The 23,456-nt window shown below is 43.9% G+C and carries 15 protein-coding genes; 5 read left to right on the top strand and 10 right to left on the bottom strand.

Annotated features, from left to right (window positions below):
• Window positions 1-100 precede the first annotated feature (100 nt).
• Window positions 101-679 (top strand): HdeD family acid-resistance protein, encoded by a 579-nt coding sequence (locus INE92_RS08850; protein WP_004315724.1) that lies wholly within the window; start codon window positions 101-103, stop codon window positions 677-679.
• A gap of 154 nt (window positions 680-833) precedes the next feature.
• Here the strand turns inward: INE92_RS08850 and INE92_RS08845 are convergent, their stop codons facing one another.
• From INE92_RS08845 to dapF, 6 genes are all read right to left on the bottom strand, one after another.
• Window positions 834-3,023: a glutamine synthetase III family protein gene (locus tag INE92_RS08845; RefSeq protein WP_009040499.1), complete on the bottom strand. Its 2,190-nt coding sequence runs from the start codon at window positions 3,021-3,023 to the stop codon at window positions 834-836.
• A 176-nt stretch (window positions 3,024-3,199) separates the two neighbouring features.
• Window positions 3,200-4,639, bottom strand: coding sequence for an ammonium transporter (locus tag INE92_RS08840; RefSeq protein ID WP_007752233.1), 1,440 nt, complete (start codon window positions 4,637-4,639; stop codon window positions 3,200-3,202).
• A 16-nt stretch (window positions 4,640-4,655) separates the two neighbouring features.
• Window positions 4,656-5,012: a P-II family nitrogen regulator gene (locus INE92_RS08835; RefSeq protein WP_004303701.1), complete on the bottom strand. Its 357-nt coding sequence runs from the start codon at window positions 5,010-5,012 to the stop codon at window positions 4,656-4,658.
• A gap of 148 nt (window positions 5,013-5,160) precedes the next feature.
• Window positions 5,161-5,922 carry a hypothetical protein gene (locus INE92_RS08830; protein ID WP_134993535.1) on the bottom strand — a complete coding sequence of 254 codons (762 nt, stop codon included), beginning with the start codon at window positions 5,920-5,922 and terminating at the stop codon, window positions 5,161-5,163.
• A gap of 186 nt (window positions 5,923-6,108) precedes the next feature.
• The gene (locus tag INE92_RS08825) at window positions 6,109-7,341 is read right to left on the bottom strand and encodes an LL-diaminopimelate aminotransferase (RefSeq protein ID WP_015530956.1); all 1,233 of its coding nucleotides are present in this window, start codon (window positions 7,339-7,341) and stop codon (window positions 6,109-6,111) included.
• A gap of 50 nt (window positions 7,342-7,391) precedes the next feature.
• Window positions 7,392-8,207 carry a diaminopimelate epimerase gene (gene dapF, locus INE92_RS08820; RefSeq protein ID WP_195436668.1) on the bottom strand — a complete coding sequence of 272 codons (816 nt, stop codon included), beginning with the start codon at window positions 8,205-8,207 and terminating at the stop codon, window positions 7,392-7,394.
• Window positions 8,208-8,621: 414 nt separating this feature from the next.
• Here dapF and INE92_RS08815 point away from each other — a divergent pair, with 414 nt between their 5' ends.
• The gene (locus INE92_RS08815) at window positions 8,622-8,918 is read left to right on the top strand and encodes a thioredoxin family protein (protein WP_015530958.1); all 297 of its coding nucleotides are present in this window, start codon (window positions 8,622-8,624) and stop codon (window positions 8,916-8,918) included.
• Between the two features lie 245 nt (window positions 8,919-9,163).
• Here the strand turns inward: INE92_RS08815 and INE92_RS08810 are convergent, their stop codons facing one another.
• The 4 genes from INE92_RS08810 to gltB form a co-directional block, all read right to left on the bottom strand.
• Window positions 9,164-9,931: a glycerophosphodiester phosphodiesterase family protein gene (locus tag INE92_RS08810; protein ID WP_195436667.1), complete on the bottom strand. Its 768-nt coding sequence runs from the start codon at window positions 9,929-9,931 to the stop codon at window positions 9,164-9,166.
• A gap of 224 nt (window positions 9,932-10,155) precedes the next feature.
• Window positions 10,156-11,823, bottom strand: a complete 1,668-nt coding sequence (gene asnB, locus INE92_RS08805) for an asparagine synthase B (protein ID WP_195436666.1) — start codon at window positions 11,821-11,823, stop codon at window positions 10,156-10,158.
• A gap of 214 nt (window positions 11,824-12,037) precedes the next feature.
• A complete protein-coding gene (locus INE92_RS08800) occupies window positions 12,038-13,378 on the bottom strand; it encodes a glutamate synthase subunit beta (protein WP_074705240.1) in 1,341 nt (446 codons plus the stop codon).
• Between the two features lie 121 nt (window positions 13,379-13,499).
• Window positions 13,500-18,095, bottom strand: a complete 4,596-nt coding sequence (gene gltB, locus INE92_RS08795) for a glutamate synthase large subunit (RefSeq protein WP_195436665.1) — start codon at window positions 18,093-18,095, stop codon at window positions 13,500-13,502.
• A gap of 362 nt (window positions 18,096-18,457) precedes the next feature.
• Between gltB and glmS the strand changes: the two genes are divergently transcribed.
• The 3 genes from glmS to carA all read left to right on the top strand — a co-directional run bounded on the left by glmS (window position 18,458) and on the right by carA (window position 23,450).
• Window positions 18,458-20,302, top strand: a complete 1,845-nt coding sequence (gene glmS / locus INE92_RS08790) for a glutamine--fructose-6-phosphate transaminase (isomerizing) (protein ID WP_004315736.1) — start codon at window positions 18,458-18,460, stop codon at window positions 20,300-20,302.
• Between the two features lie 103 nt (window positions 20,303-20,405).
• Complete coding sequence (locus INE92_RS08785; protein WP_008022839.1) at window positions 20,406-22,289, top strand: amidophosphoribosyltransferase; 1,884 nt, start codon at window positions 20,406-20,408, stop codon at window positions 22,287-22,289.
• A gap of 27 nt (window positions 22,290-22,316) precedes the next feature.
• Window positions 22,317-23,450, top strand: a complete 1,134-nt coding sequence (carA, locus tag INE92_RS08780) for a glutamine-hydrolyzing carbamoyl-phosphate synthase small subunit (protein WP_212702015.1) — start codon at window positions 22,317-22,319, stop codon at window positions 23,448-23,450.
• The last annotated feature ends 6 nt before the right edge of the window (window positions 23,451-23,456 follow it).

The following is a 23,456-nucleotide window of genomic DNA, read 5'->3' as shown; positions in this document are numbered from 1 at the left end:
CGAACTTATTACAATGTTTATTTGTTATTTTTATATATCAGTAGAAACACTTATATTCGCAAAAGTATTGGAACAGACTCGGTTAAAAAATATAGAATTTATGAAAACAATGAATTATTCCCTTATTCGTATTCTCTTTGCACTTGTGATAGGATTGGTGCTCGTTATTTGGCCAAATGCGGCTGCCAGCTATATTGTCATTACAGTTGGTGTTGCCTTTTTAATTCCCGGTGTTATCAGCCTTTTTGGTTATTTCGGCCGGAAAAGACAGGAAGGTGAAGCGGCTCCCCGTTTCCCGATAGAAGGAATCGGCAGTTTATTATTTGGACTTTGGCTGATTGTGATGCCTGAATTCTTTGCAGATGTTCTGATGTTTCTATTGGGATTTATCCTGATAATGGGAGGAGTGCAACAGATTGCTTCTTTATCGATGGCACGTCGGTGGATGCCTGTTCCGGGAGCGTTTTACCTGGTTCCTTCATTGATTCTTATTGCAGGTATCATCGCTTTGTTTAATCCGACGGGAGCACGTAATACTGCATTTATAATTATTGGTGTGAGTAGTTTGGTTTATTCGCTTACCGAATTAATCAACTGGTTCAAGTTTACCCGTCGTCGTCCGAAGACTCCGGTGGTACATGACGATGATGATATTGAGGATGCAAAGATAATCGAATAAAAAAGAAGAGGACTGCTTCACAGCACCCCTCCCCGCAAACTTAAAACAACCAACAAAAGAAATAGATAATTTCATAACGATGAACTGTGAGTGTAAATGCGTTGCAATACAACTTGTTCGCCGTTCACCGTTTATCGTTCACCGTTCTTTTTTTCTATCTCACAAATAACAGTTCCCTGTATTTCGGAAGCGTCCACATCTGGTTGTCAACAATGAGTTCCAACTTATCGATGTGGTAGCGGATTTCTTCCAGTGCCGGAACGATCGTGTCGTGGTAGGCAATGGCTTTTTCCCGTTCGCTTTCTATCTTGTTCGCAACCTTACGAGCTTCAATCATTGCATCTACATGTTCCTTGATGAAGGCTGTGCGGTCGGCAATCTCTTCAATAAGTTCCAGGTTTTTAGCAGACAATTTCGCTGCCTTTTCTGCCGGGAAAAGAGATTGCATCTTATAGACATTATTAATTAAATCCGTTTGATATTGAGTGGCCACCGGAATGATATGGTTCATAGCCAAATCACCCAATACACGCGCCTCGATCTGAATCTTCTTCGTATACGTTTCCCATTTCACTTCGTTGCGGGCTTCCAGTTCTTTCTTTGTCATTACGCCGGTAGCTTCGAACATGGCAATGGTTTCCGGTTTCAGGTAGTTATCGAAGATAACAGGAACACTGGTTTCGCAATCCAGTCCACGGCGGGCTGCTTCTTTCTTCCATTCGTCGCTGTAACCATTGCCGTCAAAATGAATCGCTTTACATTCCTTGATATATCCACGGATAATTTCAAGAATGGCGGACACTTTAGGTTCTCCTTTTTCAATCAAAGCATCCACATCTTTTTTAAACTTCACCAATTGGTCTGCTACGGCAGAGTTCAATGCAATCATGGCAGACGCACAGTTTGCTTCGGAACCTACGGCACGGAACTCAAAACGGTTTCCGGTGAAAGCAAAAGGAGAGGTACGGTTACGGTCAGTATTATCAATCAGCAATTCGGGAATCTGCGGAATATCCAACTTCATTCCCTGTTTGCCGCTAAGACTAATCAAATCATCTTTCGTACTGTTTTCAATGTGATCCAATACCTGCGACAATTGCTTCCCGAGGAAAGAGGAGATGATGGCAGGAGGTGCTTCATTAGCTCCCAGACGGTGGGCGTTGGTAGCGCTGGAGATAGAAGCTTTCAACAATCCGTTATGATGATAAACTGCCATCAATGTGTTTACGACGAAGGTAACAAAACGCAGGTTATCTTCCGGAGTCTTACCCGGTCCCATTAATAAAATGCCCGTGTCAGTTCCCAAAGACCAGTTGTTGTGTTTACCCGATCCGTTGACGCCCTTAAAAGGTTTTTCATGAAGCAGTACGCGGAAACCATGACGGCGACTTACCTTACGCATCAATGACATAATCAGTAAGTTATGGTCATTAGCAAGGTTACACTCTTCAAAGATAGGGGCTAACTCGAACTGGTTCGGGGCAACCTCGTTGTGACGGGTCTTAACAGGAATACCCAGCTTTAACGCTTCAATTTCGAGGTCCTTCATGAAAGCGGCTACGCGGGTGGGGATAGCACCGAAGTAGTGGTCCTCCAACTGTTGGTTTTTGGCACTGTCATGTCCCATCAAAGTACGACCGGTCATTAGCAAGTCTGGGCGTGCGGCATACAATCCTTCGTCTACGAGGAAGTATTCCTGTTCCCAGCCCAAGTAAGCAACTACTTTTTTCACTTCCGGGTTGAAGTAACGGCATACGTCTACAGCAGCTTTATCTACAGCCCGCAATGCTTTCAGCAAGGGAGCTTTATAGTCGAGAGCTTCGCCGGTATATGCGATAAACACAGTTGGGATGCAAAGCGTATCATCTACAATGAAAGCAGGTGATGAGGGGTCCCATGCGCTGTAACCACGGGCTTCGAATGTATTACGGATACCGCCATTCGGAAAAGAAGAAGCATCCGGTTCCTGCTGTACAAGCAGTTTACCAGTAAATTCTTCCATCATACCGCCTTTGCCATCATGTTCAACGAAAGCATCATGCTTTTCAGCTGTACCCTCGGTCAGCGGTGCGAACCAGTGCGTATAATGAGTAACACCCATTTCGATGGCCCATTTCTTCATGCCGGCAGCTACTTCGTCGGCAATACTGCGATCTAGCGGAGCACCGTTGTCAATGGCGTCAATCAGTGCATTGTATACCTTGCTGGGAAGGTATTTGAACATCTTCTCCTTGTTGAATACATACTTGGCGAAATACTCCGAAGGACGTTCGGCAGGTGTTGCTACCTCAACAGCTTTCTTTTTGAAAGCTGTCTCTACTACTCTGAATCTAAGTTTTGACATAATACCTGATTTGATTTGTTGTTAAATATGTTAGAGTAAATAATTACTTTGTTATGTGGTTCCCGGAAAGGCGATCAAACCTGTCCGGAAGTTTTTTCTGTGATTAGCGGGGTAGTGATTAGTAGTAAGTTGTGCGTAGCTGTCTTTCACTAATCACTCAACCGTTCATCACTAAATTAGTTGTAAGCAGATTCTCCGTGTTCGTAAATATCAAGACCTTCTTCTTCGATACGTGCCGGAACGCGAAGTCCGTGAATCTTATCAAGCGTTTTGAAAATGATGAATCCCATGCCTGCTGCCCATGCACCTACTACCAATGCTCCGAATATTTGTGCACCGAGGAATCCGAAACCGTAGCCATAGAATAAACCTTCACTGGTGGAGAACAAACCTGTAAGAATAGTTCCTAAAAAGCCACAAACACCATGTACAGAAGATGCACCTACCGGATCGTCTATCTTTAACACTTTGTCAATGAAGTCAACGGAGAATATCATTACGACACCACATATTGCACCTATTAAGGCTGCTCCTGCGGGAGATACTGCGTCACATCCTGCTGTGATGCCTACCAGCCCTGCCAAGATACCATTCAGCGTCAATGACAGGGAAGGTTTTCCATATTTCATCCAGCTCACCAACAGAGCGAAGAAACCACCGGCACAAGCAGCCAGATTCGTTGTCAGGAATACGTGGGAGATGGCGATAGCATCGGCTTCGGTTGCTGCTGCCAATTGAGAACCGGGGTTGAATCCGAACCATCCGAACCAAAGAATGAATACGCCTAGTGCGGCAATAGTCAGGCTATGGCCTGGGATAGCTTTTGATTTGCCGTCTTTACCATATTTACCGATACGGGGACCAAGAATGGCAGCACCTACCAAAGCAATCCATCCACCTACAGAGTGAACGACCGTAGAACCGGCAAAGTCATGGAAGGTGGTTCCGAAGAGACTCATCATGAAAGAACCTTCTTCACCGTTCATCAACCAGCCCCCGCCCCATGTCCAATGACCGGATATCGGATAAATCAGTACACTGATAAAGATGGTGTAGACGATATACATGGAGAATTTTGTACGTTCTGCCATGGCTCCTGATACAATTGTAGCTGCTGTCGCACAAAATACGGTTTGGAATATGAGGAATCCTTCGGTTGGCAGGCCATTATCAATGAAAGAAAGGTCGAAGAAGTGGGGCATTCCGATGAATCCGCCTGCACCGAACATCAATCCGAAACCGATAAACCAGTATAGTAAAGAGCCGAACATGAAGTCTACAAAGTTCTTCATCAGAATGTTGGCAGTATTTTTCACTCTGGTAAAACCTGCTTCTACTAATGCAAATCCCGGCTGCATGAAGAATACGAGCATTGCTGCAAGCAACATCCATACAGTATTCAATCCAAGAGCTAATTCACCAAGCGTATCGGGAGCTGCTGATGCTTCTTCGGCAGGAGCGGTAACGACTTCGGTAATTGTTTCTGTAACTGCTGCAACTGTATCGGCAGCGGCCGTGTTTTGTGCCGACATATCAGTAGTAAAACAGCACAAAATGAATATAGTAGTGGCTATCCACAGCTTTACGAAGCTATGGCTTTTATATTTTGTATCCATAATAGTATAATCTTATTTAACGTTCTTGTTCTGCATTGTAGAGGGCTATGTCACCACGTTCGGCAGTGCGTATGCGGATAGCGTCTTCGATAGGAATGACGAAAATACGTCCGTCACCGATTTCTCCGGTCTGTGCAGCTTTGATGATAGCCTGCACTGTTTTCTCGGTATTCTTGTCGCGCACGACAATAGAGATCAAAATTCGTTCAATGGTGCTGGTGTCATAAACTACGCCACGGTAGATACGTCCTTGCCGTGCTTTTCCAATGCCTCTTACATCGTAATAAGAGAACCATTCGATGTCCGCTTCGAGTAGGGCGTCTTTTACGTCCTCGAATTTGGTCTTACGGATGATAGCTTCAATCTTTTTCATATACCTTAAATATTAGTGTGTCCTGTAAAAGAAAGAGGTATAGGGCAGCGGCAGCCATAGCAGGTTACCATACAACAAACCGATAAAATCTAAACTCTAACTACCTTTTCTAATCCCTATACGCTCTTTGTATTGTAAATTCTCTCTCTTAAAAACTTAGTCCGAAAGCAAAGTAGGCTCCTTCAGTGCGTGGGTTCACTGTTACTTTGGCAAATGTCGGTACAGAGAAGGAATCTGTGATTTTAATCTCCTTGGATGCTTCGAGACTGATGTCTGTTACGCAGAATCCACTGGTATAGCCATTATAAAAAGTCGTTTCCCAGGGAACCATACCTAAATCTACTGTCCAGTCGAGACCTCCCAATTTGAAAGGTGCGCTAAGTGCGAGGTAAGAAGAATAAGCTCTTTTGCCGTTTTCTTTCACACCGTCGGCACCTGCAAAGTTTGTGTACCAGTTGACGGCTAGCGGACCGAAATCATATCCCACTTGTGCTTCAAATACATGTGCTGTAGAATAGGCTCCATATTGGAAATACTTATTGGTTGTATAAATCTCCTTTCCGTATTCATCTACATCCCCTGTATGTGTTTTATCAAACCAATAATCCGTTATTGAAACACTAAATCCACCAATTGAATAACCGAGAGTTAAGTCAAACTCTTTTGCATCTTTGGATTCAATTCCTACTGATCCCCATGCTCCGAGTGATAAACCTTTGTAAGAGATTCCTAGTGAAGGCTGGACGCTAACTCCGCCTAAATTCTGACCGCGCCAGATGTAACCACTTACCAAATCTGCCCCAACGGAAGCTTCTACCTTATCTTGTGCCATCATTGTAGACGGGACAAGTCCTGACAGTAATAATGCTACTGTTATTACCCCCAATTTGTTGTTAATCGTCGTTTTCATCGTCTTTTTACCTTTAAAAGTTAGAAAAATGTGGATGTACGGTCCATTTGTTATATAGTAGCGCGCAAAATACTATCGTTTTTTATAGATAACTGATTATGGATAACTGATCCTGCAGGAATGATGATGTCCGTTTAATGGGGGCATGTTGAACTTTCTATTTCCCGCTATCCATTATTCATTCAATCAGAGCCAGTTCTTTATTCTTCTCATCGCTTCGATACAGTCGTTGCGTTCGCCGAATGCAGTTAAACGGATATACCCTTCACCGCTTGGCCCGAAACCTACACCGGGAGTACCGACCACATTGGCTTCATACAACATCTGTTCGAAGAATCGCCATGAAGAAAGTCCGTTCGGAGTTTTCACCCACAAGTAGGGAGCGTTGATGCCGCCGTATACTTTCAGTCCCGTGGCTTCCAGTCCTTCCTTCATGATTTTTGCGTTGGTCATATAATAGTCGATTGTTTTCTTAATCTGTGCCTTGCCTTCTGCACTGTAAACGGCTTCTGCTGCCCGTTGGGTAATATAAGAAGTGCCGTTAAACTTAGTACACTGGCGACGGTTCCACAATCTGTTGAGTGGTATGCGATCACCTTCCAGGGTGGCGGCAGTGAGCTCTTTTGGTACTACGGTATATCCGCAGCGTACTCCTGTAAATCCTGCCGTTTTTGAAAAACTACGGAATTCAATCGCGCACTTTTTAGCTCCCTTAATCTCATAGATAGAGTGGGGGACATTCTCGTCTTGGATATATGCCTCGTAAGCGGCATCGAACAGAATCAGTGTATCGTTTGCCAAGGCATAATCCACCCACTTTTTCAGTTCCGGTTTGGTTAAGGTGGTTCCTGTCGGGTTGTTCGGATAACAGAGATAAACGATGTCTATCCGTTTGTCCGGAATTTCCGGGATAAAGTTGTTCTCACTTGTGCAAGGCATATAAGTAACGTTGCTCCATTTACCCGTTTCTTCTTCCAATATTCCGGCGCGTCCGCACATAACGTTACTGTCTATGTAAACCGGATAAATGGGATCTGTAACACCTACGCTATTGTCGTGGCGAAGAATATCACCTATATTTCCGGTATCGCTTTTAGCACCGTCACTGACAAAAATCTCGGATGCCGAGAAATGAATCCCGCGTGGAGCGAAATCGTTCTTTATGATTGCTTCAATCAGAAAATCATATCCCTGTTCAGGACCATATCCGCGGAATGTATCTTTGCCGGCCAGTTCTTCTACCGCTTTATGCATTGCTTCTATACAGGCTGGAGGAAGTGGCTGCGTAACGTCGCCGATACCTAGCCGGATGATGTCCTGTTTGGGATGCGTTATCCTGAAAGTATTTACCTTTTTCGCTATATCCGAGAATAAATAACTTCCCGGTAATTTTAAAAAATGCTCGTTTACTAATGCCATCTTGTTATTGTTTTAAGTTTCTATTACTATTCATTCTCAACTCTCCATTCTCAACTCTCAACTTCTTCAACAATTTCCCCATCGAAAACCTTGGTTGCCGGTCCGGTCATTAATATATGTCCGGAGGTTTCATCCCATTCGATGGTAACTGTCCCTCCATCCATTATCACATCGCTTTTTCTTCCTGCAAGTCCGTTGATGAAGGCGGCTACTGCTGTGGCGCAGGCACCTGTTCCGCAAGCTTGAGTAATTCCCGATCCTCTTTCCCACACTCTCATCCGTATGGTGTCTTTACCGACGATCTGTGCAAACTCTACATTCGTTCTGTCGGGAAAGAGAGGATGATTCTCCAGTTCAGGACCGATTTCCGGCAGATTAATTCGGGTAATGTCATCAATAAATGTGACAAGATGAGGATTGCCCATTGATACTTTAGTAGATTGGAAAGGATATTTCTTTCCCCAATCAATCTCTCCTGTTTCTTGCGGACTGCCCATATCTACGGTGACTGTACTGACTGTTTTTCCTTCTACCTGCAATTTCAAAATTTTAATTCCCGATAGTGTATCCAAAGTTATTTCTGTTTTATCAGTCAATCCGTATTCATATACATATTTGCCTACGCAGCGGCTACCATTGCCACACATCATTGCTTCCGAACCGTCGGCATTGAAAATACGCATACTGAAATCCGCTTTATCAGAGACACCAATCAATATTAGTCCATCGCTTCCGATTCCTGTATGAAACTTGCTCCATTCGATCGCTTTCTTTTCAGGGTCTGCTATTGGATATCTGGTCGTGTCTACATATATGTAGTCATTTCCTGTTCCATGCATTTTAGTGAACTTAATTCTTGTTGTCATTTTGATTGGTATTTATTGGTTGTTGTATCCTTTTGTTTTATTACAGTGCAAAGGTATGACTTTTTGCTTTATATTTTATTAAAAAGCATGTCTAATATCTATTTATTTTCTTAGAACTTATAATCGCCTTTGATATGACTATGTTTAGTTATAATTTGAAATTATATATATCTATATATTAATAAACTGTTATTTGAGCGAATTGTTTTGCATATCCTTCCATTATATATGAAGAATATTTAGCCCTGATAATCCATTAAATTAGTTATAAAAACAAGAAATATATCTTTTTTCTTTTGACGATATGAAAGTGAAAATCCTTATTTCTCTATCATATTGTTCGCGGAGTGTTTTGAAGAACCTTTTTCTGTATTCATTGTTTTAGCACTATCATTAATATAAAAACGTAGCGATATGAATATAGAGAAACAATTAGAAACAGCAGTTAAAACCAACCATCTGGTGTTGGTGGTATTCTATGCCGATTGGTCTCCTCATTATGAGTGGATAGGGCCTGTGCTTCGAACTTACGAAAAGAGAACTGTGGAATTGATTAGAGTGAATGCAGAAGAGAATAGAGCAATTGCTGATGCTCATAATGTAGAAACAGTACCGGCTTTCCTTCTATTGCATAAGAGTCATGAACTTTGGAGGCAGGTAGGAGAGCTTACGGTAGAAGAATTAAAAGAGGTATTGGATGATTTTCAATGAATTGTCTGTAATCTTTTATTGGTATTCATAAAAAGGACTCTTTTCTTTTTTCGTTAAAAGATTGATATTTCTAAAGTGTTGGTATTAAGAGTATTATAGAAGAGCATTTTTTCATTTAAAGAAACGGGTGTTTCCTTTTAAAGGAAACACCCGTTTGACACCGAGAAACAATCTGTTTCTTTTAAAGGAAGATTCCGTTTCCTTAAAGCCAGATATTAAATTCTTTAATATGTGAATATTTTTTCTTATTGAGGCTTTTTAAGTTCTTCTTGTAAGATGACCGGTTCGTTAGTGGTGATGAAATCTACCTTTTGTTCGATCAGCCATTTCATATCTTCTACTTCGTCTACTGTCCATACGTTGACTTTCAAGCCGAGGTCGTGAGCTTCTTTGATCCATTCGGGGTGTTTCTTGATCACTCCCATGTGATAGTCCAGACCGGCAGCACCAAGTTCTTTCAGCTCTTTGGGAGACAATTCTCCGTTAAGGTAATATACCGGAGTACCGACAGGAGCCAGACGGATAAACTCTTTCATGGCATGTAGAGAGAACGTGATATATTCCATACGGTTTTCCAGTCCCATTTTCTTCACCATGGCAATGATTCCTTGCACCGCTTTAGTCTCACGTTTCTTGTTGCTATGTGCTTTCAGTTCGAGAATCAATTGGGTTTTACAGTTTTTTCCGGTTTCCAGATACTGTTCCAGGCTGGGTAAGTTTTCTCCGTTGGATAATTTAAGTCCGGTCAGCGCATCACCTTTGGAATATTCCATCGGCCTCATCTTATATACAGGATCATGGTTAACCACCAGCTTGTTATCCTTCGCGATCCATACGTCAAATTCTGAACCGTAACAACCGATGGAGTCTGCTTTTAGAAGTGATGAAATACTGTTCTGCGATGATCCCGGAGTTTTCCAGAAACCGCGGTGAGCTATCACTTTTGTCTGTGCCTGCATGCAGCAAGCAGCCATTAGAAAGGCAGAAGCCATCATCATTTTTTTTAAATTCATTTGTTTGATCTTTTAAAAGTTTGATAGATTTAATTGGGTTTGGCCTCAAAATTATAAAAAAGATAACGCAAATCAGCCGATAATATGCTAATCTGCGTTAATCCTTGGGATTTTAGAATAGAAATGCTACAAAAGAGTGTCAAAAATAAGACTGTCTGTCATAAAAACATTCTCCGGACACGTCTGATAGTTTGCACAAAAGGAGTTTGTCACTCTTTTATTAATCAGGTATAGGCCTCTTCATGTATTCCTTTCACTGCACGTCCACTAGGTTCATTCAGATTCCTGAAAGCAATATCCCAGGCTAGTGCTTCTGCTGTGGAGCAGGCTACACTTGGAACACTGGGGACGGTGCGTGCTGCACTTTCACTGGGGAAATGCTCTTCGAAAATGCTACGATAGTAGTACTCTTCTTTGTTTTGTGGCGTATTGATCGGGAAACGTTCGGCAGCATGTTCCATTTGCTCATCGCTCACGGCAGCTGCTGTGATCTCTCTCAATGTGTCAATCCATGAATATCCTACACCGTCACTGAACTGCTCTTTCTGTCTCCAAGCCACACTTTCCGGTAACATATCGGCAAAGGCTTCGCGAACAATTCGTTTCTCGATGTTTTTTCCGGGGCACATTTTAGCTTTCGGGTTCAGGTTCATTGCCACGTCGAGAAATTCTTTATCAAGGAAAGGGACGCGTCCTTCTACTCCCCATGCTGACAAACTTTTATTGGCACGGAGGCAATCGTACATGTGCAACTTTGAAAGTTTACGTACTGTTTCTTCGTGAAATGCCTGTGGAGTAGGGGCCTTGTGGAAATACAGATACCCCCCGAAAACTTCATCAGCACCTTCACCGCTCAACACCATTTTGATCCCCATTGATTTAATGACACGCGCCAATAAATACATGGGAGTGGAAGCGCGTACGGTAGTTACATCATACGTCTCGATGAAATAAATTACGTCGCGAACAGCATCCAGACCTTCCTGAACGGTGTAGTTGATCTCATGATGGACGGTACCGATATATTCGGCTACCTCACGCGCTTTAATCAAATCGGGCGCGCCCTTTAGACCGATGGCGAAAGAGTGGAGTTGAGGCCACCATGCATCGCTTGCACCATCTGTTTCTATACGTTTTGCCGCATATTTTTTGGCAATGGCAGAGATAACGGAACTATCCAACCCGCCCGAAAGCAACACTCCATACGGTACGTCACTCATTAACTGGCGGTGCACAGCCTCTTCCAATGCCACTTTCACATCCTCGGTTTGTGCATCATTCTCTTTGACGGTTTCATATTCTGTCCAGTCGCGCGAATACCAACGTTTCATTTTTCTCTCTTTACTATAGAAATAATGTCCGGGAAGGAATACTTCATATTCGTCACAAAATCCTTCGAGAGCTTTCAACTCGCTGGCGAAGTAGATTTTTCCCTCTTTATCTTTTCCTATATATAAAGGAATAACCCCTATCGGATCGCGGGCAATCAGAAATTCATCCTTTTCCTCATCATAAAGCACGAAAGCGAAGATACCGCTGATATCTTCCAAAAAATGGATGCCTTTATCTTTGTAAAGGGCAAGAATTACCTCACAGTCACTTCCGGTTTGAAAGTTATATTTTCCCGCATATTTAGCGCGAATATCACGGTGATTGTAAATCTCACCGTTGACGGCGAGCACCTGTTTACGATCGGGAGAGTATAACGGTTGTCCGCCACTCTGCGGGTCGACAATAGAAAGGCGTTCGTGTGCCAGGATGGCACTTCCGCCTACATAGATTCCGCTCCAGTCCGGTCCGCGATGACGGATCTTCTGGGCCATTTTCAGTGCTTTATCTCTTAGTTCTTTCGTTTGAACTTTGATGTTGAGTATACCTGCTATTCCACACATAACTTTAATTTTTAGAGGGGGTAATGTAATCTGTTGATTGTTTATTCGCTATTTCTAAGAAGCTGATTAGCTATTCTTAATTCGTTCCATAATTGTTATCGTTTAGTTCCACAACTGTTTCCCTTTAGTTCCATATCTGTTATCCTTTAGTTCCACAGATATGGAACGAACCGATAATAGCAATCGAGCTTCTTGTTGTACACTGTTGCAAAACTTATTGTATTAGATAAGCATCTATTTCCGCAGCAGCCTTTCGTCCTCCCGCCATGGCGCGTACCACCAGGCTGGCACCAGTCTCGGCATCACCGGCTAGGAATACATTCTTTGCAAATTTCGGTTGCTCCGGTTTCAGGAATCCCATTGCCAATAATACCATATCAGCTTCGATGACTTCCTTCTTCCCTGTTGGTTTCATCGTGGGACGTCCGCCATCTGCTGCCGGAATCCATTCCACTTCTTCCACTTCTACACCTGTCACTTTTCCATTCTTTCCGAGGAACTGATTGGAAGCCAGGCACCAGCGGCGTGTACAACCTTCTTCATGGCTGGAAGTCGTTTTGAAGACTGCCGGCCATTGCGGCCAAGGAGTAGCCGGATTGTAGCCGACAGGAGGTTTCGGCATGATTTCGATTTGAGTGACACTGACAGCTCCCTGTCTCACACTGGTTCCGATGCAGTCGGAACCGGTATCTCCGCCACCTATCACAAGTACTTTTTTGCCTTTGGCATTCACCAATTTATCTTTCGGGAAAGTCTGTCCTGCCAGAATCCTGTTCTGCTGTGCCAGCATTTCAAGTGCGAAATGGATGCCTTTCAGTTCACGTCCCGGAATACTCAAATCACGTGCAGTCGGTGTTCCGGTACAGATGCAGTAAGCGTCGAATCCTTCCGGCAAATGATTGACGTCTATTTCTACTCCCATTTCAAACAGTATTCCTTCTGCAGCCAATATCTTCATCCGTCGGTCAATTACATTCTTATCCAGTTTGAAATTAGGAATACCGAACCGTAATAACCCTCCGGGCGCTTCATCCTTATCGAATAAAGTAACGCTATATCCTTTTAAATTCAGCTGATTAGCCACTACCAATCCGGCAGGACCCGCACCAATCACCGCCACTTTCTTTCCGTTTCTTCTCGGCGTCTTTACCTGTATATATCCTTCACGAAAAGCCGCTTCCACGATAGCTGCTTCATTCTCGCGAATAGTCACCGGCTGATCGCAGGAAAGTTTCAACACACACGATTTCTCGCAAAGGGCAGGACAAATACGTCCCGTAAATTCCGGAAAATCGCAAGTAGACGACAATACTTCGTATGCCTCCTTCCATTTTCCCCTGTATAATGCGTCCTGCCATTCCGGTTGTTTATTTCCTATCGGGCATGCCCAATGACAGAAAGGTACACCGCAATCCATGCAGCGTGACGCCTGCAATTTACGGCTGTTTGTATTCAAAGTCTGTTCTACCTGACTATAGTCAGCGATTCGCTCGTTTACAGGGCGGTATCCCGCCTCTTGTCGAGGTATATTTAGAAATGCTTTAGGATCTCCCATCTTGTTATTTACTATTTGACGATTTACTATTTACTATTTTTAGACTATCTTGTCATTTGCTATTTGACTATTTACAGACTATACATTCAAATAGTAAATTGTAAATAGTCAATTTGTAAATCTAATAGTCTCTTTGCATGTCTGCAATTTTTTGTTGTAATTTTCTCATCTGTTCCTCCTGCAATACTTTTTTGTATTCGATGGGTACTACTTGGATGAACTGTTCTGCATAATGATTCCAGTTGTCAAGCATGGTACGGGCTAGTTTTGAGCCTGTGTACAGATAATGTTGGCGGATTAGTTCGTGTAGCTCCTTCCGGTAGCTGGCTTCTTCGATGAGTGACAGTTCCACCATTTCCATGTTGCAGAAATAATCGAAGTTGCCATCCTTGTTCCATACGTAAGCCACACCGCCGCTCATACCGGCTGCAAAGTTACGTCCGGTTTGTCCGAGGACTACCACACGACCTCCCGTCATGTATTCGCAACAATGGTCGCCCACACCTTCCACTACTGCAACTGCACCGGAGTTACGAACTGCGAAACGTTCTCCTACACGACCGTTGATATATACTTCACCGCTTGTTGCTCCATAAAGCAAGGTATTACCGGCAATTGTATTCTTTTCGGCTTCGAAGTTGCTGCGTATAGGAGGCAATACGGAGATGCGTCCGCCGCTCAATCCTTTACCTAGATAATCGTTTGCTTCACCTTCCAGTTTAAAGTTAACTCCCGGTACAAGGAAAGCCCCGAAAGACTGACCTGCCGAGCCTTTGAACTTCACATTCAGCGTGTGTTCCGGCAATCCTTTGCCACCGTATTTCTTGGCAATCACTCCGGAGAGCATCGCACCTATTGCACGGTCTGTATTGGCAATCGTATATTCTAAAGAAATCTCTTTCTCATGTTCAATAGCTTCCTGTGCCGCATCAATGAGGGTTACATCCTTTACAGTAGAAACACCGTGATCCTGATCGATGACATGGCGGATAGCCGCGTTGTTATCAATGCGTGCCAGCAATTTGGTGAAGTCGATTAACGCATGTTTCGGATTCGGGTCGTTGACAACGGATTTGCGTTCGATCAAGTCTGTGCGCCCGATAATATCATCCATTCTGGTGAATCCCATTTCGGCCAAATGCTCGCGGACCTCCTGTGCCAGGAATGTGAAGAAATTTACCAAATATTCACTACGCCCATGAAAGCGTTTACGTAATTCCTCATTCTGTGTGGCAACTCCCACCGGACAAGTATTCTGATGGCATTTGCGCATCATTACACACCCTAATACAATCAATGCCGAGGTGGCGAAGCCATATTCTTCGGCACCCATTAGTGCCATTAAGATGATGTCACGTCCGGTTTTCAGTTGTCCGTCGGCTTGCAGAACTACTTGCCCACGAAGTCCGTTCAAAACCAATGTTTGTTGTGTCTCGCTCAATCCCAATTCCGGTGAGATGCCCGCATAACGGATAGAAGAAGCCGGAGAAGCACCTGTTCCCCCTTCAGCACCGGAGATGACAATCAGGTCCGCCTTTGCTTTTGCCACCCCGGCGGCAATTGTACCGACGCCGCTTTCTGCTACCAGTTTCACACTGATTTTGGCCTGTGGATTTACATTTTTCAGATCGAAGATTAATTGTGCCAAATCCTCAATTGAATAAATATCATGATGAGGTGGGGGAGAAATCAGTGAAATTCCCGGAATGGAATGTCGTGTTTTTGCAATCACATCATTCACTTTAAATCCCGGAAGTTGTCCGCCTTCACCCGGCTTTGCCCCCTGTGCTATCTTAATCTGAATTTCGTCCGCATTAACCAGATATTCTGCTGTTACACCGAAACGTCCGGAAGCTACCTGCTTGATTGCACTTCGTAAGGAACTGCCATCGGGCAGCGGTTGGAAACGGGCAGCGTCCTCGCCACCTTCACCGGTATTACTGCGTCCGTGAATTTTATTCATGGCAATAGCCATTGCCTCATGAGCCTCTTTGCTGATAGAACCAAAAGACATGGCCCCCGTGACGAAACGATGCAGAATGTTTTCCACCGGTTCTACCTGATCGATCGAAATCGGGTTACGGCGGAATCCCAGAAAGTCACGAAGGAAAATAGGCTTCTCTTTTTCGTCTACCAGATGAGTATATTCTTTAAACTTCTTATAACTCCCCATCCGTGTAGCCAATTGCAGCGTACTGATTGTTTCCGGATTCCATGCGTGCTTTTCTCCGTCTTTGCGGAAGGCATACAAACCGTTGTTTTTTAATAATGGAAAGTTGAAAGTAGAAGATTGGGAATTACTTTGTGTTCCTTCATTTCTATTTTTGATTTCTGAAAATCCTTCCTCATGGAAAGCAATGGCATCTCTGGCTATTTCTTCCAAGCGAATACCTCCGATGGGCGAACCGAGTCCACCGAAATAGGCCTTACTCAATTCTTCGCTCAAACCGACAGCTTCGAAGATTTTTGCGCCACGATAAGAGCGGATGGTAGAGATCCCCATTTTACTCATGATTTTAAACAAGCCTTTGCAGATGGATTTGATATAATTTTTTTCAGCAGTGGCATAATCCAACTGAATATCCCTGTCTTTAACCAAGCGGTCGAGAACGGCGAATGCCATGTAAGGATTCAGGGCACTTGCTCCGAAACCCAGTAATAACGCAGCGTGCATCACCTCACGTATTTCACCGCTTTCTACAATCAATGCTGTTTGTACACGTTTGCCGACTGAAATCAGGTGGTGATGAACGGCGCTTACCGCCAGCAATGAAGGAATAGCGGCATGGGTAATATCCACGTCACGGTCGGTCAGGACAATGTAGTTTACGCCTTCCGTCACAGATTCTTCCGCCATTTTACAGAGGCTGTTCAGTGCCTCCTGCAATCCGGCTTTCCCTTTCGCTGCTTCAAATAACATGGGCAGTTTGACCGTTTTGAAGCCTTTATAGCGGATATTACAGAGAATATCCAGTTGTGTGTTGCTCAAAATCGGATGATTCAGGCGGACCATTTTGCAATGACTCTCGCTGGGTGTCAGGATATTCATGCCGACTGCCCCGATGTATTCTGTCAATGACATTACCAGTTCTTCGCGGAGCGGGTCGATGGGAGGATTGGTCACTTGTGCAAATTGCTGCCGGAAATAGTTGTAAAGCAATTGCGGCTTATCCGAAAGTACAGCTAACGGAGTATCATTACCCATTGAATGGATCGGTTCTGCTCCGCTGCTTGCCATTGGCATAATCAGTTTTTCGATATCCTCTTTGGAGTAGCCGAAAGTGCGAAGCATACAGTCGTAGTTTTCGACATGATGAGGTACTTTGCGTCCGCTCTTCAGTTCATCCAGTTCGATTCGGTTCGTAGACAACCAGGTGCGGTAAGGTTTGGCTTCAGCCAACTGTTTTTTCAGTTCGCCATCATAATAAATTTCACCTTTTTCTGTATCTACCAGCAAAATCTTACCGGGCTGTAAGCGGCCTTTTTCTTTGATGTCTCCCGGTTCGAAATCCATCACACCGACTTCCGAAGCCACTACCATCATATCGTTTTTAGTAATCAGATAACGGGCAGGGCGCAGACCGTTGCGGTCGAGCATACCTCCGGCAAATCGTCCGTCACTGAAGAGAAGTGCAGCCGGTCCGTCCCACGGTTCCATCAGGATAGAATGGTATTCGTAGAATGATTTCAGATCCTCGCTGATGGGATTCTTTTCGTTGAAAGATTCCGGCACGAGCATAGCCATAGCGTGTGGCAGGCTCAACCCCGACATCACCAGGAACTCCAGTACATTGTCCAGGGAAGCACTGTCGCTCATGCCCGGTTGTATAATCGGGCGAAGTTCTTTTATGTCACCCAAGGTAGGAGTGGAGAGTACGCTTTCGCGGGCTTCCATCCATCCGCGGTTACCACGGATCGTGTTGATTTCACCGTTGTGTGCCAGAAGGCGGAATGGTTGTGCCAATCCCCATGTAGGGAATGTATTGGTACTGAAACGAGAGTGCACCAATGCCAGTCCGCTGGTAAAATAGCTATTCGTCAGGTCCGGATAGTAGTTGCGCAGTTGCAACGACGAAAGCATACCTTTATATATAATGTTTTTTGTAGAAAGCGAAACAACATAAAAATCGTCCTTTGTCGGAATGGATGACAGTCTGACCTTATTCTCGATTCTTTTCCGGATCAGATATAACTTCCGGTCGGCCGTTTCCGTTTCTGTAAATCCGGTGATAAACACCTGCTTGATGTCAGGTTCGTTTGCCAAAGCAGATTCTCCTAGAATTTCAGGGCAGGTGGGTACATTGCGCAGATGCATCAATGTGAGTCCTTCTTTTTCAATTTCTTCAATAATGATACTTAAAATGGCTGCCTGGTCTTTCTCATTTTTCGGCAAAAATAGCAATCCTGTGCCGTACCGTCCTTTTTCGGGTACAGGAATACCTTGCAATAAAATAAATTCATGCGGAATTTGCAGCATGATACCTGCACCGTCGCCGGTTTTGTTATCCGCACCTTCGGCGCCGCGGTGGCGCATGTTCTCTAATACCTTTAAAGCCGACTCAACAATGTCGTGTGACTTTTCTCCATGAATGTTTACCAGCATACCAACACCGCAGGCATCGTGTTCGTATGCCGCATTGTACAAGCCCATCTGTTTGGGCTGTCGTTGGTAAGGGGATCCTTCTGTTACGTTGTTAAAAAGTTCTTGTTTCTTCATTCTTACTAGCTTTATTGTATGATAATACCTAATTGAAGTGTCAATTTGTTCGGCAAAGTTAGTGGTTTAATTTCAAAATGACAGTAAAATACAAGTTTTCTGTAACGCGAAATTAAAAGAAGAGCCTGTCTTCTTCTAATTTGTAATTAAAAGAAGGATATTTACTTTTAATTTGTTAGCTCTTTTGGGTGAATGGTGAGTTAATTGTAATTTGTTTCTTTTTGAGCTAAAAATAATATATTATTTAACTTTTTGATGTGTTTGCAACTTTTTTATGCATTTCTGTCAAATAAATATGCTTTTTGTTGTCTTTATGTTATTTGTAATGTGTATATTTGCAGTCGAAATAAAAATATCATAATATGTGTGGAATAGTAGGCTATATTGGTAAACGAAAAGCCTACCCTATCCTTATAAAAGGGCTGAAGCGACTGGAGTATCGTGGATATGATAGCGCGGGGGTAGCAATCATCAGTGATGACCGACAGTTAAATGTGTATAAGACGAAAGGAAAAGTCTCCGATCTTGAAAATTTCGTCACACAAAAAGATATTTCCGGTACAATCGGAATTGCCCATACTCGTTGGGCTACTCACGGGGAACCTTGTTCCGCTAACGCCCACCCTCATTACTCTTCTTCCGAAAAGCTCGCTCTCATTCATAACGGTATTATTGAAAACTACGCCGTTCTCAAAGAAAAACTTCAAGCCAAAGGCTATATTTTTAAAAGTAGTACAGATACCGAAGTCCTTGTTCAATTAATAGAATACATGAAAGTCACTAATCAAGTCAGTTTGCTGACAGCCGTTCAATTGGCGTTGGGAGAAGTGATTGGTGCCTATGCGATTGCGATTCTTGATAAAGAGCATCCCGATGAGATTATTGCTGCCCGTAAGAGCAGCCCGCTGGTAGTGGGGATTGGAGCGGACGAGTTCTTCCTTGCTTCGGATGCCACTCCGATTGTAGAATATACAGATAAGGTGGTTTATCTGGAAGACGGAGAAATTGCTGTTCTCCATCTGGGAAAAGAATTGAAGGTGGTCAACTTGAGTAATGTTGAAATGACACCTGAAATTAAAAAAGTGGAGCTTAATCTCGGCCAGCTGGAAAAAGGGGGATATCCGCATTTTATGTTGAAAGAGATTTTCGAACAGCCCGATTGTATTCATGATTGTATGCGCGGACGTATCAATGTGGAAGCAGACAATGTGGTACTTTCCGCTGTGATCGATCATCGGGAAAAGCTACTGAATGCCAAACGGTTTATTATCGTTGCCTGCGGAACTTCCTGGCATGCCGGACTGATTGGTAAGCATCTGATTGAAAGTTTCTGTCGTATACCGGTGGAAGTGGAGTATGCTTCCGAATTCCGTTACCGTGATCCGGTGATTGACGGACAGGATGTAGTGATAGCAATCTCCCAAAGCGGTGAGACTGCGGATACATTGGCTGCTGTAGAATTGGCAAAAAGCCGCGGAGCATTTATATATGGTATTTGCAATGCTATCGGGTCTTCTATTCCCCGTGCCACTCACACCGGTTCGTATATCCATGTAGGTCCGGAAATCGGAGTCGCTTCCACCAAAGCGTTTACCGGACAGGTCACTGTGTTGGCAATGCTGGCATTGACGCTTGCCAAAGCGAAAGGAACAATTGACGAACGGCATTATCTTTCAATAGTACAGGAATTAAATCATATTCCAGAGAAGATGAAAGAAGTGCTGAAACTGAATGATACCCTGGCGGAGTTATCGAAAACTTTCACGTATGCGCATAACTTTATTTACCTGGGACGCGGATATAGTTATCCTGTTGCATTGGAAGGTGCATTGAAATTGAAAGAAATATCGTATATTCACGCCGAAGGTTATCCGGCTGCCGAGATGAAGCACGGACCGATTGCCTTGATTGACGCGGAAATGCCGGTAGTGGTGATTGCTACGCAGAATGGACTGTACGAAAAAGTGCTAAGTAATATTCAGGAGATCAAGGCGAGGAAGGGAAAAGTGATTGCGTTCGTTACGAAGGGAGATACGGTTATCAGCAAGATTGCCGATTGTAGTATCGAACTTCCTGAAACAATAGAGTGTCTCGATCCGTTAATTACTACGGTACCTCTCCAACTTCTTGCTTATCACATTGCGGTATGTAAGGGGATGGATGTAGACCAGCCGAGAAATCTGGCGAAGTCGGTAACGGTGGAGTAATGTGATTTACAATTAGACAATTTACTATTTACGATTGAAGAATCAATGATAGATAGTAAGTTGTTTGATTGGCAGGTGGTAATTTAAATCGTAAATAGTATAGATGGAACAATTGAAACATGAATGTGGCGTTGCCATGATACGCTTGCTTAAACCGTTGGAGTATTACGAGAAAAAGTACGGAACATGGATGTACGGTCTTAATAAGCTCTACCTGTTGATGGAGAAACAACATAACCGTGGACAGGAAGGTGCGGGACTGGCATGTGTGAAACTGGAAGCAAATCCGGGTGAAGAATATATGTTTCGTGAACGTGCTTTAGGCTCCGGAGCTATTACGGAGATTTTTGAAAATGTTCAAAACAATTTTAAGGAGCTCACTCCCGAACAGTTGCATGATGCTGCGTATGCCAAACGAGTCCTGCCTTTTGCCGGGGAAGTATATATGGGGCATCTTCGTTATTCCACTACGGGAAAATCCGGAATCTCATACGTGCATCCATTTTTAAGAAGAAATAACTGGCGTGCCAAGAATCTCGCTCTTTGCGGAAACTTCAATATGACGAATGTGGACGAAATATTTGCCCGTATCACTGCCATTGGTCAGCATCCGCGTAAATATGCCGATACATATATCATGTTGGAACAGGTGGGACACCGTCTTGACCGTGAAGTGGAGCGTGTATTCAATCTTGCCGAAGCCGAAGGGCTTACGGGCATGGGCATCACGCATTATATAGAAGAACATATTGATTTGGCAAACGTACTGCGTACTTCCAGTCGCGAATGGGATGGGGGGTATGTTATTTGCGGATTGACCGGAAGCGGTGAATCTTTCGCTATCCGTGACCCGTGGGGCATCCGGCCTGCATTTTGGTATCAGGATGACGAGATAGCTGTTCTTGCTTCCGAACGTCCGGTTATCCAGACAGCTTTGAATGTTCCGTTTGAGGAAATCAAGGAACTGCAACCGGGGCAGGCATTGCTGATTAGCAAAGAGGGAAAGATACGTACTTCGCAAATCAATAAGCCGCGCGAAAATCAGGCTTGTTCCTTCGAACGTATCTATTTCTCCCGTGGCAGTGACGTCGATATTTATAAAGAAAGGAAACGGCTGGGCGAAAAGTTGGTTCCGAAAATACTGAAAGCAATCAATAATGACATCGATCATACGGTCTTCTCTTTTATTCCAAACACTGCGGAGGTTGCTTTCTACGGAATGTTGCAGGGACTGGATGATTACTTGAATGAGGAGAAAGTGCAGCAGATCGCTGCATTGGGGCATAACCCGAATATGGAGGAGTTGGAAGTTATTCTTTCCCGTCGTATTCGTAGCGAAAAGGTGGCAATCAAGGATATTAAGCTCCGTACGTTCATCGCCGAAGGAAACAGTCGTAATGATTTGGCTGCCCATGTGTATGATATTACATACGGAAGTCTTGTACCCGGTGTTGATAATCTGGTGATTATCGATGACAGCATTGTGCGTGGCACTACGCTGAAACAAAGTATTATCGGTATTCTCGACCGTCTCGGTCCGAAGAAGATTGTCATCGTATCTTCTTCTCCGCAGGTGCGTTATCCTGACTATTACGGTATTGATATGGCAAAGATGAGCGAGTTTATCGCCTTCAGGGCTGCTGTCGAACTTTTAAAGGAACGGGATATGAAAGATGTGATTGCGGCCGCCTACCGTAAATCGAAAGAGCAGGTAGGACTGCCGAAAGAGCAGATGGTAAACTATGTGAAAGACATTTATGCTCCGTTCACTGATGAGGAAATCTCTGCCAAAATGGTAGAACTGCTGACACCCAAGGGAACCAAGGCGAAAGTGGAAATCGTCTATCAACCGTTGGAGGGATTGCACGAGGCTTGTCCGCATCATAAAGGCGACTGGTATTTTAGCGGTAACTACCCTACACCGGGTGGTGTGAAAATGGTGAACCGGGCGTTCATTGACTATATAGAACAAATGTATCAATTCTAACAACCATACAACGATTCAATAATAAGAATGAGAAATGTGACATTAATCCTTGACGACGGGAGCCGGTTTTCCGGTAAGTCGTTTGGCTACGAGAAGCCGGTGGCGGGCGAAGTAGTGTTTAATACTGCCATGACCGGATACCCGGAGAGCCTCACTGACCCTTCATACGCCGGACAGTTGATGACGCTTACCTATCCTTTGGTAGGTAACTACGGTGTTCCTCCTTTTACTATCGAGCCGAATGGACTTGCCACTTTCATGGAAAGTGAAAAGATCCACGCGGAAGCGATTATCGTAAGTGACTATTCTTATGAATACAGCCATTGGAACGCTGTGGAGAGCCTCGGTGACTGGTTGAAACGCGAAAAGGTTCCTGGTATTACAGGCATTGACACACGCGAGTTGACGAAAGTTCTTCGTGAACATGGAGTAATGATGGGGAAAATAGTATTTGAAAATGAAGAATTAAGAATGAAGAATGAAGAATTTCCGTCTTATAGCGATATAAACTATGTAGACCAGGTTTCCTGTAAAGAAATTATTCATTATTTCCCTAGTGGAACAAGCAGCCACAGCGCAGCTAATTCTTCATTCTTCATTCCTCATTCTTCATTAAAAAAAGTTGTCCTGGTGGATTGCGGTGTGAAGACTAATATCATTCGTTGTCTGCTGAAACGTAATGTTGAGGTGATTCGTGTTCCTTGGGATTATGATTATAACGGACTCAAATTTGACGGACTGTTTATTTCTAACGGACCGGGGGATCCGGATACCTGTGATGCTGCGGTGCAGAATATCCGCAAGGCAATGTCAAACGAGAAACTACCTATTTTCGGAATCTGCATGGGTAATCAACTGCTTTCGAAAGCGGGAGGAGCCAAGATTTATAAATTGAAATACGGTCACCGTAGCCACAACCAACCGGTGCGTATGGTAGGCACTGAACGTTGCTTCATCACCTCGCAAAATCACGGTTATGCCGTAGACAATAATACGTTGAGTGCAGATTGGGAACCGTTATTTATTAATATGAATGATGGCTCTAACGAAGGAATCAAGCATAAAAGAAACCCTTGGTTTTCTGCACAATTCCATCCGGAAGCAGCGAGTGGACCTACGGATACGGAATTCCTGTTCGACGAATTTGTAAAACTATTATAACCCATA

The organism is Bacteroides xylanisolvens, assembly GCF_018289135.1.
Classification (GTDB): domain Bacteria; phylum Bacteroidota; class Bacteroidia; order Bacteroidales; family Bacteroidaceae; genus Bacteroides; species Bacteroides xylanisolvens.
Note: the sequence above shows the minus strand (reverse complement) of the source record. Positions and strands in the feature narration are given on the sequence as shown.